This window comes from Arcticibacterium sp., assembly GCF_055134445.1.
Genome location: NZ_JBSRVI010000055.1, coordinates 1 through 13234, shown reverse-complemented (window position 1 = coordinate 13234; position 13234 = coordinate 1). Strand labels below are relative to the sequence as shown.

The following is a 13234-nucleotide window of genomic DNA, read 5'->3' as shown; positions in this document are numbered from 1 at the left end:
TTTATTGACACTCCGGAAAGCCAGCATTTTTTATAGCCATTATATATAACCAACCCTTATAAATCATGACCCTATGAAGCTAATATTCTCAATTTTAATACTCCTAGTAATCGGGAGTGGTTGTAAAGTCAATAAAAAGAATGTACCGAATACAGAAGGTTTAGAAAATCATATAACCTTGGTTAATAACAAAACCGAAAAAAAGGTAGATGTTTTGATTGATAAAGATCTGTTTACCTCCTATTTATATTCTGATGAAATTTCGGTGCTTAAAAAAACTGCCCTTTATCCAATTATTGCCGCAAACGGCCAGACCGTTACCCGTGGATACCCACTGAATACCCGCCCAAATGAAAGAACTGATCACCCACATCATATTGGAGCTTGGTTTAATTTTGGAGATGTAAACGGCCTTGATTTTTGGGGCAATTCCGATGAAATTACAACCCCAAAAGAAAAGCTAGGTACCATTAGGCATGAAAAAATAGTCGCTTTAGAAAATGGAGAAAAAAAAGCTTCTATGGAAGTGCGAGCCAATTGGTTAAATCCAGATGGTTCTGTGCTATTGAAGGAAGAAACCAAATTTGTTTTCTATGCCGAGAAAGGCAAAAGGATTATTGATAGAATTACCACCTTAGAGGCTCAAAGTGAGATAGTTTCATTTAATGATACCAAAGAGGGCATGTTTGCCATAAGAACAGCTAGGGAACTGGAGCACCCAAGTGATAGCCCAGTTAACTTAAGTGACGAAAATGGCCATAAAACTACGGTAAGGGTGGTAGACAATACTGGTGTGAGCGGAAATTATATGAGTAGCGAGGGAATGGAAGGAACCGATGTGTGGGGAACAAGAGCCAAATGGATGGCACTTTCTGGAACCATCAATAAGGAAGATGTTACGCTTGTCATTATGGATGAGCCACAAAATGTAGGGCACCCTACCTATTGGCACGCCCGTAGTTACGGTTTATTTTCTGCTAATCCCTTTGGGCAAAAAGCATTTACAGACGGTAAAGAGGCATCCATGAATTTTTCGCTCAAACCGAATTCCTCAGTTACATTTACCTATCGGATAGAAATATTGAATGGTCATTATAGTAGGGAACAGTTGGAAACCGAATATCAAAAATTCATTCATGATTAAGACAACTTTCCTCAAGCAGCACATTTCACTTCAAGGTGTTTTCTAATACTATGACGGACGGACTTTCGGTCAGCCATTTTTTACTGATTCCAGTGGTATCGCCTTGGGCAAGAAACTGAACATTAGAACCCAGTACTATGTCAATATCACCATCGCCATCCATGTCTTCGGCATCCATAACCATCCATCTTCCTTTAGATGCTTCGGGAAATGAAAAGGCCTTAAACGTTAAATTTCCTTTGTTTTCTAAATACACAAAGCTTTCCTGAGGATTATCAAGATAATCTGGGAAATAAGAAATTGATGCTATATCTAGATCGCCGTCTTGGTCATAATCTCGAGGTATGGCTTTATAAGCACCATTTTGATGGTAGAAATAGCTCTGAACAAAATTGAATTTCCCATCATTTAGAAAAATATATACACCATGATATGCCTTTAGAATTGGCGTTTTGTCGGCATTATCTCCACATACATACATGATATCATCATAACCATCATTGTTAAAATCTGCCAGCTCCATGTATTGGGAGCCATATAAGGGTGAAAATGACAGCAGCCTTTTTTCCTTGAACTTACCATTGCCTTGGTTTTCATAATAGAAAATACCTTCATCTCCTTGGGCCATCAGTGCAAATATATCGTTCAAGCCATCTCCATTGGAATCTTTAATGATTGCTTTTATAGCACCTGGTCTAGCATTTAAAATTCTGGCTTTATACGTGTCATTCCCTTTATTTTCATACCAAACAAGTTTTCCTGTTAAATCGCCAAATTCACAGGCCACAATATCCTCAAGACCATCATTATTCAGGTCACCGTATTCCATGGAAACGGGACGTTGTAAGTTGGAAATTAGTGCAGTTCTATGGTCGTTTTTATTGAAATCAATTTTCTGTACGGCACCATGACTCAAATCGTTGGGATAAAAGTTTCTGCCTATGGTAGACAAATATGCTGTTCCCGATTTTTCTCGGTAATGAACAGGGGTATGCTCCAAGGAAATAGTGCGTTGGTGTGCTAATTTTGTATCCAGAAAAGTTAATACGTTTCTCCCGTTTTTTCCGTCGCCAAAAACCAGTCCTCGATGCTCCGGTAATATTTTCACTAGAACAGTAATAGCAGGGCGATTGGCAAAGTTTGCTTCTTTGTACTTGAAATGTTTTAGACCAATTTTTATAGGATGATTGCGACTCGGCGTCTCATCAGCATGTGGTGCATTTTCTGTGTAATATGATACAATTTTATCCCAATCTACTTTAGCAAGGACAGCTTTTTCAGGAAAAACATGTGCTTTTTCAATGATTGCTCTGTTTTCCGGTGGCCCAAAAATATTATCGGGCTGGTTGGTTCCATTGTAAATGCCCAATCTATGCCCCATGGCAGGAAGTACATCTTCCATCCAAATAGTTTTTGACAAGAAGCTGGGAGGCACAAAAGCATGGCAACTGCTGCAGTGTATTTCTGCCAATTCCTTTCCAGAAAAACCTGTTGAGGCTATTTCAGTTGCAGAGTCATCTTCGTCATTTACGCAAGAAAAAAGCAAAGGCATAAAAGCAATGATTAGGACTAAGTGCCATTTAAAACCTGTTTTACGACCTATTTTATTTCCTGCCGGATTATTCATGAATTTTGACATGAAAATGTTTGAACGAGTTAGTTAAGAATAAGCTCTAAAGTTAGAATTTTGAAAGGTATTCACAACTGATTAATGAATTAACAAAATATTAGTTCTGTTGAAAATCATCTCTAATTTAGAATTTTAAAAGCCCTGTCTGCCGATTTATCAGCCGATAGGAGGACAGGCAGGTATTCACAACAAGAACCTGAATTTCCTTTATCTGTTGCGAGTTGAGAACCATCTCCAATTTCAGAATTTTGTAAGCCCAGTCTGCCAACAAATAGGTATTCACAAAAATTAAACATCTCAACTTTAAATGCTAAGATGTTGAGAATCATCTCAAAGGCTAAAATTCAGAAAACCTAAGCTTTCTAGCAGCAGGTTTTTGCGTCAAATAATGATATTATTTCTAGAAAAGATTACTAATTTTAGCAAACCCAATTAAAAATTCAGCCCTAGCCCATGAAACCTATAGTACAAATCTCCTTAGATCTTACAAACATTGACGAAGCCCTAGAAACAGCTGCCATGGCCATGCGAGCCGGTGTAGATTGGCTAGAAGCTGGTACACCCCTTATTTTAGCAGAAGGTTTACACGGTGTAAGAAAACTCCGTGAAGCCTTTCCCAATGTCCCTATCGTGGCTGACTTAAAAACCATGGACGGCGGCTATTTAGAAGCAGAAATGATGGCAAAGGCCGGAGCCACTCATGTGGTGGTGATGGCAAGAGCACATGAAGAAACCATTAAAGTAGTGGTGCAGGCCGGAAAGGATTATGGCATAAAAGTCATGGGTGATAATCTTGGCTGCCCCGATATGGTGGCAGGAGCCAAATGGTTAGAAGATTTGGGCTGCGATTTTGTGATTCACCACATTGGTTATGACGAACGCAGAGGTATTGCGGCCAATGGTTTAAGAATGCCAAGTCCTTTAGACCAATTAAAAGAAGTAGTGAATGCCGTTAAAGTCCCAGTTCAAGCCGTTGGTGGTCTTTCACTTGAACAAGCCATTCTATGCCCACAATATGGTGCCCCGCTCGTAGTTTTGGGTGCTCCCTTAACCATTGATGCAGATTCCTTCAAAACCGCCGAAGGAGACTTAGAAAGCTCCTTAAGGCTCATATGCCAAAAAATACATGCCTACGGCAACGTTTAAAATACTTTAAAATATAATACAAGCCCATTGAATCCTATGAATGCTATTGCAGTTGTTAATTATTCTTCCAAAAAAGGAAGTGTTGAAATTAGAGAAGTACCTAAACCTATCATTGGCGAAGACGACGTACTACTAGAGGTAGCAAACGTTGGTGTTTGCGGTAGCGATTTACATCAATGGACGGCAGACCATAGCTGGCATGTTAACTATCCCGTGGTATTAGGACATGAATTCGGAGGACACATTATAGAAGTAGGAAAAAATGTCAAAGGCTGGCAAGAAGGTGCACGTGTGGTGAGTGAGACAGCCGCCGTCATCAATGCCGCTAGCCCCCTTTCCAGACAAGGACTTTATAATCTAGACCCAGACAGAAAAGGTTTTGGTTATGGCGTAAATGGAGCCATGACAAAATATGTTAAGGTTCCAGCCAGGTGTCTGCACGTGGTTCCAGACAATTTGCCTTTTGAACAGGCTTGTTTAACGGAGCCTTGTTCGGTAGCTTATAATGCGGTTATTATGAACTCCACCATAAGACCTGGAGACCGTGTAATCGTTATCGGCCCTGGTACTATAGGTATTCTATGTGCGGTAATGGCTCATTTAAGTGGTGCGGACGTAGCTCTCGTAGGCTTACCTTCCGACGCTAAAAGGTTGGCCATAGCCAAGCAATATGGTTTTGAAACCATCATGGGCGATGCTCTTCCTTGGGCACTTTCGGCAGATGGACTAGGAGCAGATGTGGTCATTGATGCCTCTGGAGCAAGTGCCACGCTCAAACTTGCACTGGATTGGATACGCCCTAATGGGCAAATCACCAAAGTTGGTTGGGGACCAACCCCTTTAAATTTTTCTATAGACCAATTGGTTCAAAAAAATGTCAGACTACAAGGTAGCTTCAGTCATAACTGGCCTATCTGGGAGAAGGTTCTAGCTTTATTATCCAGTGGAAAGTTGGATGTAAGACCTATCATCGGTGGCGTTTGGACTACCTCTAATTGGCATGAAGCTTTTGAAAAAATGCACAGTGGTGCCGTTATCAAAAGTGTTTTAAAACCAGAATAAATTTATGCGTTTAGCAAACAAAGTAATTTTAATAACTGGTGGCTACACAGGTATTGGTAAGGCTATTGCCCAAAAAGCAGTAAAAGAAGGTGCTCAGGTTTTAGTGAATGGCTTAGACGAACCTCTCGGCCTTAAACTAGTGGAAACTTTAGGTGCAAAAAACGTCACGATGCTAACGATAGACATCACAAAAAAAGAAGCTCCTAAACGGCTGATTGAACGCGTCATTCAAAAATTTGGAAAGTTGGATTGTATTGTGAATAATGCCGCTCAAATTGTGTCTTCCACCATACAAAACACCGATTCTGAATTCCTCATTGAAATTCTTAAAACCAATACCGTAGCTCCATTGGCCATTATTAGAGAGGCACTGCCCTATCTTGAAAAGACAAAAGGCTGCGTTTTAAACATAGGCTCCATCAATGCTTGGGGCGGCGAGCCTGATTTATTGGCCTACAGTATTTCAAAAGGTGCTTTGATGACCATGACTAGAAATTTGGGCGACAGCCTTTTTAGAGAAAATGGGGTCCGTGTTAATCAAATTAACCCTGGTTGGGTGCTAACAGAAAATGAACAAAATAAGAAAAGTGCCGAAGGCATGAAAGATGATTGGTATAAAGATATACCATCCATTTTTGCCCCTGCGAAACGCCTTTTTTCTCCGGAAGAAATAGCCGCCGCCGCCACATTTTTAATTTCAGACGAATGTGGTCCGGTCAGTGCTCAAGTATTAGATTTAGAACAATTCCCTTTAGTAGGTCGCAATCTCCCTAAAAGCTGGGAGGGCTCTCATCAATAAAAATAATTAATATGCCTAAACTCGCCGTATTCCCAAAAGCCTATATGCAAGAACTATGTAAAGATGGTACCATGAAGGTATCTGAATGGATAGAGTTAGCAGCCAAACTAGAAATAGATGGCATAGAATGGTACGCAGGTTTTCTAGAAATGGCGGATGCCAACAATTGGCCAAAATTTAGAACTCAGGTGGAAAGCCACGGCAAAGTAATTCCCATGCTTTGCTGCTCGCCAGACTTTACACACCCAGACAAAGCGTTTCGGATGAACGAAATAGCGAAACAAAAAAGCTGGATAGAAATGACCCATGTATTGGGTGGTCAATACTGCCGTGTTTTATCCGGTCAGCGAAGACCTGAACTTTCCATGGAAGAGGGCATTGGCTTTGCAGCAGAATGTATAGAGGCGTGTTTGCCATTGGCAGAGAAATATGGCATTACCTTAATTTTGGAAAATCACTATAAAGATGACTTTTGGGAGTATCCAGAATTTGCTCAACAAATGGACGTTTTCTGTGCCTTGGTTGACCGCATAAAGCATCCCAACTTTGGGGTCAATTATGACCCAAGTAATACTTTTTTAGCTGGAGAAGAACCTTTAGAGCTATTATATCGCGTGTCTGACCGTGTGGTAACGATGCATGCTAGCGACCGCTACTTAATAGAAGGTACCATTGAAGATTTAAGAAAAGAAGAAGGTGGTGCTATGGGCTACGCTAAAAGATTAAGACATGGAGAAATAGGAAAAGGGCTCAATGACTACGATGCTATTTTTACAGAACTAAAACGTGTAGGCTTTGATGGTTGGATCAGCATCGAAGACGGTGTAGATGGCATGGACCAATTGGCCAGAAGCGTTAGCTTCTTGCGTAAGAAAATAAAATCGTATTGGCCTGATTTTGTTTAAATGACATACTTAGACCTCCTTTAGATACTGCCATTCCGTCAACCGAGCATCTCGCTCAGTTGACGGACTCATTCGATGGATAGCTGAGGCACTACTCCATTGCTCGCTGATACACTCCATTTGATCGCTGAGGCTCCCGATTGTTGGCTGAGGGGTCTGGACTTGCCACCTCAGTCTCTCCATTGCTGGCTGAGGCTCGTGAAGCCAAAATCTTCATAAAAAATCAAAGAATCATACGATTCATTCGCTCCGAGTGAAATCTTCTTGCTAAATTTTGCATTCTTATAACAAACATCAACAAATGACAAAGTACCCTAAACTCCTAGAACCCTTAGATTTAGGCTTTACAACACTGAAAAACAGAGTCTTAATGGGCTCCATGCACACCATGCTGGAAGATATACCAGATGGGCATGAAAAATTAGCGGCATTTTATAGAGAAAGAGCAAAAGGCCAGGTTGGTTTAATTGTAACAGGAGGCATAGCCCCTAGCAAAGAGGGCATGGCTTTGCCTTTTGGGGAACCCCTAGATACTCAAGAAAAGGCGGAAGAGCATAAAATAGTTACCGCCGCAGTGCATGAAGAAGGTGGTAAAATATGCATGCAGATACTTCATGTAGGCCGTTACGGTTATACAGAAAATAATGTATCTGCCAGTGATACCAAAGCACCAATTTCTCCTTTCCCAGCAAGGGGTTTAACAGGAGAAGAAGTAGAGAAAACCATAGAAGATTACGTTAATTGTGCCAAAATGGCTCAATACGCTAACTACGACGGCGTGGAAATCATGGGTTCGGAAGGCTATCTGATAAATCAATTTATAGTCAGTAAAGTAAACAGAAGAACCGATAAATGGGGTGGATCATACGAAAACAGAATTCAGTTTCCTTTGGAAATCATTAAAAGAACCAGGGCAGCGGTAGGCGAAAATTTCATTATCATTTATCGCCTTTCTATGCTAGACTTGGTAAAAGGTGGTAGCACTTGGGAAGAGGTGGTTCAGTTGGCCAAAGAAGTAGAAAAGGCGGGTGCCACCATCATAAATACGGGCATTGGCTGGCATGAGGCTCGCATACCTACCATCGGAACCATCGTTCCTAAAGGTGGTTTTGCCTGGGTTACCAAAAGAATGATGGGCGAAGTAAACATTCCCCTCATAGCCACAAACCGAATCAATATGCCAGAGGTGGCAGAAAAAATACTAGAAGATGGCTGTGCGGATATGGTATCCATGGCCCGCCCATTTTTGGCTGATCCAGAATTGGTTCTAAAAGCCATAGAGGGTCGTTCTCAGGAAATAAACACCTGTATCGCCTGTAATCAGGCCTGTTTAGACCATACTTTTACCATGCAAATTTGCTCCTGTATTGTTAACCCAAGAGCTTGTCATGAAACAGAACTGAACCATTTGCCCACCACACTGAAAAAGAAAATAGCCGTGGTAGGTGCTGGACCCGCGGGTTTAGAGTTTTCTAACACTGCCGCTCAGCGTGGCCATGAAGTCCATTTATTCGAGGCTGAGCCTCAAATAGGCGGTCAGTTTAATATGGCTAAAGAAATTCCGGGAAAAGAAGAATACGCCCAGACTATCAGATACTTTGAGGTGATGCTAAAAAAACATGGTGTTTCCGTTAATCTGAACACAAAAGCCACCGTAGCCTTATTAAGTGAAGGTAATTTTGATGAAATCATTTTAGCCACAGGTGTAACACCTCGAAAAATAAATATAGATGGTGTTGATCATCCAAAAGTCATGGATTATGCCGATGTACTATATAGGAAAAAAGCTGTAGGCAAAAGCGTGGCTATTTTGGGTGCAGGTGGTATAGGTTTTGACATGGCAGAGTATCTGGCTCACGACATGTCTCACGAGTCTATTAGCCTTAATGTGGCTAACTATATGCAAGAATGGGGCGTAGATATGAACTATACTCATGCAGGGGCCTTGGCAGAAACCGCCAAACCACTTCCCTCTCCTAGAGAGATTTTCTTATTGAAACGTTCTACAGGAAAACACGGTAAAGACCTAGGTAAAACCACCGGTTGGATTCATAGGTCTAGTTTGGCCTTGAAAAAAGTGAATTTGATAGCTGGAGCTCAATACTTAAAGGTAGACGACGCCGGCTTGCATATTTTAATAGACGATAAAGAGCAGATATTAGCCGTAGATAACGTGGTGATTTGTGCTGGTCAAGAACCGCTAAGAGCTATGTTCGACGAGCTAAAATCCCTTAATAAAAGTGTGCATTTGATAGGTGGAGCACATATTGCTGCACAATTAGACGCTAAACTGGCCATCAAAGAAGCTGCCGAGTTGGCTACCAAGATTTAAGACTTGTTATGTTAAATTGTTTGTTTTGGAAAGGCTCTATATAATAATATAGAGTTTTTTTTCGCCTTTCTGATTGGTTTAAATCCACACAATACGACTTATTATGATTTTTTTCATCTTTTTTAAGTCAAATAAATATTAGTAAAGCATTATTGTAAATAACTTTGGAATCAAATCTTGCAACCACTTCAATAGCCCAAAAAAGTAGTCATGATTTTAAAGTCAAACCCTAATTCTAAATATAACCCGAATCACATTTTCATGAAATACCTTAGCCTCTTTTTAGTGGTAACAATGCTCTCTTGTAAAACCTCAGAAAGAACAACTGATTTAGTCAGATATGTAAATCCACTCATTGGAACGGCAACTGCCACCACAGAAAGTGCTTTAGAACATGGCGAAAACAAAGAAAACAATGCACAGGTAGTTCCTTACGTCACCACACCATTTGGTATGACCAATTGGACACCGCAAACCAAAGACACCGAGAAAAAATGTTTGGCTCCATATTATTATACAGATTCACTTTTTCAGGGATTTAGAGGTAGCCACTGGTTAAGTGGCTCTTGTGTTCAAGACTACGGGAGCATGACCATAATGCCACTGACTGGAGCTCTAAAATGCTTACCTGAAGAAAGAGCCACACCGTTTAAACACGCTTCCGAAAAAGCTAGTCCTCATGCTTATGAGGTTGTTTTAGAGGAATACGGTATAAAAGCTGAAATGACGGCTACCAAAAGAGCGGGGCTTTTCAAATTTACCTTTAATAAAGCGGACCAGGCACATTTAGTTCTCAACCCAAACTCTGATGAAGATATGGGTTATATAAAAATCAATAAAGAAGCTAACGAAATTGTAGGTTACAATCCTGTACATCGAATTTACCAAGGATCGGGGGAATCAGCAGGTTTTAGTGGATATTTTGTGGCTCAAATAAGCCGAGACTTTGAATCCGAAGGCGTTTATAAAGGTGCAGAGAATCTAGATGGTCAATTAGAAATAGCCAATGAAAAAAACATAGGTGCCTACGTCTCTTTTAAAGCACAAAAAGGCGAGGTCGTCTATGTCAAAATTGGTACTTCCTTCACGAGTATAGCACAGGCTAGAAAGAACTTGGATGCAGAAACCACCAACTTGGATTTTGACGATGTAAAAGCAGAGCTTAAAAATACTTGGGAAAAATTGTTGTCCAAAATTGAGGTTGAAACTACGGTAAAAAATGATAAGGTAAAGTTTTATACCGCACTTTACCATAGCTTTTTACAACCTAGAACTTATAATGATATAGATGGCTCCTACCCTAGTTTTGCTGGCGGAAAGGAAATTCTTAATAGTGGTAAAAGCGATTACTATAGCGATTTTTCCATGTGGGACACCTACCGTGCTTCTCATCCTTTGTTTGGCATATTAAAGCCTAAAGCCAATGCCGACATGATGCAGAGTCTCTTCTTGATGGCGGAACAAGGCGACTGGCTGCCAATTTTCCCATGTTGGAATAGCTACACCAGTGCTATGATAGGAGATCACGCCATCACGGCCATTGCGGATGCCTACATGAAAGACATTATTGGTCTTAACGACAAGCAATATGGCTATTTGCTAAAAAATGCTTTTGAATCGCCAGCAACAATAGAAGAATACAAAAATGGCAAAGGTAGAAGGGCTTTAGAATCGTACTTAAAATATGGCTACATACCTCTTGAAGACAAAGTCATGGACTCTTTCCATAAAGGAGAGCAAGTATCTAGAACTTTAGAATACGCTTTTGACGACTTCTCATTAAGCCAGATAGCGGAGAAAAAAGGAGACCTTAAAAATGCCGAAATATTGCGTAAAAGAGCTTTGAATTATGTGAACGTATATAGCCCTTCGGACTCAACCGTTAAGGGAAGATTTGCGGATGGTACTTTTACCAGCAACTATAATAAATTGACCAGAATGCCCTATATCACCGAAGGCACGCCTTATCAATACACTTGGTATGTACCTCATGATGTAGCAGGCTTAATGAAAATAATGGGTGGCGAGGCTGACTTCAACCGTAATATGGATAGCTTTCATGCTAAAGGTCAATACTGGCATGGTAATGAGCCCGGCCATCAGATTCCTTTCATGTACAACTTCTCCGGACAGCCTTGGAAAACCCAAAAACTAGTATCAGAAATTATGAAAAAAGAATACAGTGCGGAAATAGGTGGATTAAGTGGAAATGACGACGCAGGACAAATGTCAGCATGGTACGTTTTTGCGGCTATGGGTTTTTACCCCGTAAGTCCATCAGTTCCAGAATACGTAATCTCTGGGCCACGTTTTGACAAGCTAACACTCAGCTTAGATAACGGTAAGCAACTCAGAATTAATGCTAAAGGAGCAAGCCAAGGTAAAATTTACATTAAGAGTTTATCTTTTAACGGTAAGGCCACAGACAAAAACTTCCTCAATCATTTTGACCTTATGAAAGGTGGTGAATTAAATTTTGAAATGAGCGATACACCTAATTATGACTGGGGTGTGGACAAACTTTCAAGACCGTTTTCATTAGAGCACAAATAGTCATTCCCAAACAAATGAATAATACTGAACAGCTTATTTTCTGTTCAGTATTACTTTTTCAATTCACTCAATTCATCTATTCGACGTAACACACCCTCCGCTTCAGAAAACTTGCCATCACTCAATCTACGATTTCTGGTAGACAAGGAATGTGCCTCTTCTAAAAGAGATTTATACTTGTCATAAAGTTTATCCGATTCCGTCTTTCTTTTAAAAAATGTAATCATAATATTAAAATTTAATGGCAGACAAGCCGCCGTCTATGTGTAAAATTTGACCCGTAATCCAACTAGATTTATCACTTAATAAAAAAGTTGCTGCTTCCGCTATATCATCCACAGAACCTAGTCTCTTTAAGGGATTTTTCTCTGATTGAGCTTCCTTTTTAGCGTCCGAATTAATTAGCTTCTCGGCCAATGGTGTTACTGTTAACGAAGGAGCAATAGCATTTACTCTAATAGTAGGAGCTAACTCCGCAGCCAAAGCTCTTGTCAATCCTTCCAAAGCTCCTTTTGAGGCAGATACCTGACTATGAAAACTAAAACCTTGCTGAACCGCAATGGTGGAAAAAAACAAAACGGACGCGTTGTCCGACTTTTTCAGGTGAGGTAATACCGATTTAAGTAGTTCTGTGGCACCAACTACTTGAAGCATATAGTCTTCCAAAAAATCATTTGCACTGAAGCGGCTGAAAGGTTTAAGGTTAATACTGCCAGGGCAATAAACGAAGCCATCAATACGCTCGGGTAAGAAATCTGGATGTAAAGACTCCTTTAAAACATCTAATTTCTGATAACGAACATTTTCAAAATCCGCTTTAATATGGGTTTTGTAGGTACTGTAAATATCATGACCTTCTAGGCTTAGTTTTTTAACTAATGCTAGACCAATACCCGAAGAACCACCAATTACAAGAAAACTTGACATTGAAATTTGCTTTGTTTAACCAAATTTACAATTTATTAAACAAAATAAACTAATTACGCACTTTTTCTTATGAAATTTTTATTTTTCTTAAATGGAAATTTTCACATTTTTGTTTTGTTGATGCACACATACTTCCATTTCAATGATTAATTTGCGTTTATGAGACGTTCTAAAGAATCACTTGTAGAGAAAGAAAAAAGCAGAGAAGACCTAGGCTTTGGGACTAAAGTAACCAGCGAAAATGCACGTCTGGTAAACCCTGATGGCCAGTTCAATGTCAGAAAACTCAATCAGTCTTTTGAAGCCAAAAGTAATATTTACCATAGGCTAATTAGAATGCACTGGTTAAAGTTTGGCATATTGATTATTCTCTTTTACCTCTTTGTAAATCTTATTTTCGGTGCCATTTATTATGTTGTTGGTGTAGAAAAACTACATGGAATTTCAGAATCAGATGGCTTATCAGATTTTTGGGAAGCATTTTTCTTTTCAAGTCAAACCTTAACCACCGTGGGTTACGGTAAAATTAGTCCCGCCGGATATCTTACAAGTTCTGTGGCGGCGGCAGAAGCCATGTTTGGCTTGATTATCTTCTCCATCATGACAGGTTTGCTTTATGGTAGATTTTCTAGACCTAATCCTAAGCTTATGTTCTCTTCCAAGGCTATTATAAGCCCCTACTTAGACATAAATGGGTTAATGTTTAGAGTAGCCAACGAAAAACATAACCAGCTCA

General features: G+C 40.0%; 12 protein-coding genes. 8 read left to right on the top strand and 4 right to left on the bottom strand.

The features are described from left to right. The first annotated feature begins 73 nt into the window (after nucleotides 1-73). Nucleotides 74-1144, top strand: coding sequence for a DUF6807 domain-containing protein (locus ACTBZY_RS07735; protein ID WP_463045755.1), 1071 nt, complete (start codon nucleotides 74-76; stop codon nucleotides 1142-1144). A gap of 25 nt (nucleotides 1145-1169) precedes the next feature. Here ACTBZY_RS07735 and ACTBZY_RS07730 read toward each other — a convergent pair whose 3' ends face one another. Further along, entirely contained in the window at nucleotides 1170-2783 is a 1614-nt protein-coding gene (locus ACTBZY_RS07730) for an FG-GAP repeat domain-containing protein (protein ID WP_463045754.1), read from the bottom strand. Between the two features lie 110 nt (nucleotides 2784-2893). Further along, nucleotides 2894-3103, bottom strand: a complete 210-nt coding sequence (locus ACTBZY_RS07725; protein WP_463045753.1) for a hypothetical protein — start codon at nucleotides 3101-3103, stop codon at nucleotides 2894-2896. A gap of 124 nt (nucleotides 3104-3227) precedes the next feature. Here ACTBZY_RS07725 and ACTBZY_RS07720 point away from each other — a divergent pair, with 124 nt between their 5' ends. The 6 genes from ACTBZY_RS07720 to ACTBZY_RS07695 all read left to right on the top strand — a co-directional run bounded on the left by ACTBZY_RS07720 (nucleotide 3228) and on the right by ACTBZY_RS07695 (nucleotide 11571). Then, nucleotides 3228-3920 carry an orotidine 5'-phosphate decarboxylase / HUMPS family protein gene (locus tag ACTBZY_RS07720; protein ID WP_463045752.1) on the top strand — a complete coding sequence of 231 codons (693 nt, stop codon included), beginning with the start codon at nucleotides 3228-3230 and terminating at the stop codon, nucleotides 3918-3920. Between the two features lie 36 nt (nucleotides 3921-3956). Then, nucleotides 3957-4982 (top strand): zinc-binding dehydrogenase, encoded by a 1026-nt coding sequence (locus ACTBZY_RS07715; protein ID WP_463045751.1) that lies wholly within the window; start codon nucleotides 3957-3959, stop codon nucleotides 4980-4982. A gap of 4 nt (nucleotides 4983-4986) precedes the next feature. Next, on the top strand, nucleotides 4987-5781 hold the full coding sequence (locus ACTBZY_RS07710; protein WP_463045750.1) for an SDR family NAD(P)-dependent oxidoreductase: 795 nt from the start codon (nucleotides 4987-4989) through the stop codon (nucleotides 5779-5781). 11 nt (nucleotides 5782-5792) lie between these two features. Continuing rightward, complete coding sequence (locus ACTBZY_RS07705; protein WP_463045749.1) at nucleotides 5793-6686, top strand: sugar phosphate isomerase/epimerase family protein; 894 nt, start codon at nucleotides 5793-5795, stop codon at nucleotides 6684-6686. 301 nt (nucleotides 6687-6987) lie between these two features. Next, nucleotides 6988-9018: a 2,4-dienoyl-CoA reductase FMN-binding domain-containing protein gene (locus tag ACTBZY_RS07700; RefSeq protein WP_463045748.1), complete on the top strand. Its 2031-nt coding sequence runs from the start codon at nucleotides 6988-6990 to the stop codon at nucleotides 9016-9018. 261 nt (nucleotides 9019-9279) lie between these two features. Further along, on the top strand, nucleotides 9280-11571 hold the full coding sequence (locus ACTBZY_RS07695) for a GH92 family glycosyl hydrolase (protein WP_463045747.1): 2292 nt from the start codon (nucleotides 9280-9282) through the stop codon (nucleotides 11569-11571). 50 nt (nucleotides 11572-11621) lie between these two features. On the opposite strand, the gene ACTBZY_RS07690 is transcribed toward ACTBZY_RS07695, so the two are convergent. After that, complete coding sequence (locus tag ACTBZY_RS07690; RefSeq protein ID WP_463045746.1) at nucleotides 11622-11798, bottom strand: Lacal_2735 family protein; 177 nt, start codon at nucleotides 11796-11798, stop codon at nucleotides 11622-11624. 4 nt (nucleotides 11799-11802) lie between these two features. Next, a complete protein-coding gene (locus ACTBZY_RS07685; protein ID WP_463045745.1) occupies nucleotides 11803-12498 on the bottom strand; it encodes an SDR family NAD(P)-dependent oxidoreductase in 696 nt (231 codons plus the stop codon). Nucleotides 12499-12657: 159 nt separating this feature from the next. Between ACTBZY_RS07685 and ACTBZY_RS07680 the strand changes: the two genes are divergently transcribed. Next, nucleotides 12658-13234, top strand: a 577-nt coding sequence (locus ACTBZY_RS07680) for an ion channel (RefSeq protein WP_463045744.1), incomplete at its 3' end; no start/stop codon positions are given.

What these genes read in the sequence shown, in the direction of transcription:
- ACTBZY_RS07735 (WP_463045755.1), top strand. Translation starts at nt 74, where the DNA reads ATGAAGCTAATATTCTCAATTTTAATACTCCTAGTAATCGGGAGTGGT.
- ACTBZY_RS07730 (WP_463045754.1), bottom strand. Translation starts at nt 2,783, where the DNA reads ATGTCAAAATTCATGAATAATCCGGCAGGAAATAAAATAGGTCGTAAA.
- ACTBZY_RS07725 (WP_463045753.1), bottom strand. Translation starts at nt 3,103, where the DNA reads ATGATTCTCAACATCTTAGCATTTAAAGTTGAGATGTTTAATTTTTGT.
- ACTBZY_RS07720 (WP_463045752.1), top strand. Translation starts at nt 3,228, where the DNA reads ATGAAACCTATAGTACAAATCTCCTTAGATCTTACAAACATTGACGAA.
- ACTBZY_RS07715 (WP_463045751.1), top strand. Translation starts at nt 3,957, where the DNA reads ATGAATGCTATTGCAGTTGTTAATTATTCTTCCAAAAAAGGAAGTGTT.
- ACTBZY_RS07710 (WP_463045750.1), top strand. Translation starts at nt 4,987, where the DNA reads ATGCGTTTAGCAAACAAAGTAATTTTAATAACTGGTGGCTACACAGGT.
- ACTBZY_RS07705 (WP_463045749.1), top strand. Translation starts at nt 5,793, where the DNA reads ATGCCTAAACTCGCCGTATTCCCAAAAGCCTATATGCAAGAACTATGT.
- ACTBZY_RS07700 (WP_463045748.1), top strand. Translation starts at nt 6,988, where the DNA reads ATGACAAAGTACCCTAAACTCCTAGAACCCTTAGATTTAGGCTTTACA.
- ACTBZY_RS07695 (WP_463045747.1), top strand. Translation starts at nt 9,280, where the DNA reads ATGAAATACCTTAGCCTCTTTTTAGTGGTAACAATGCTCTCTTGTAAA.
- ACTBZY_RS07690 (WP_463045746.1), bottom strand. Translation starts at nt 11,798, where the DNA reads ATGATTACATTTTTTAAAAGAAAGACGGAATCGGATAAACTTTATGAC.
- ACTBZY_RS07685 (WP_463045745.1), bottom strand. Translation starts at nt 12,498, where the DNA reads ATGTCAAGTTTTCTTGTAATTGGTGGTTCTTCGGGTATTGGTCTAGCA.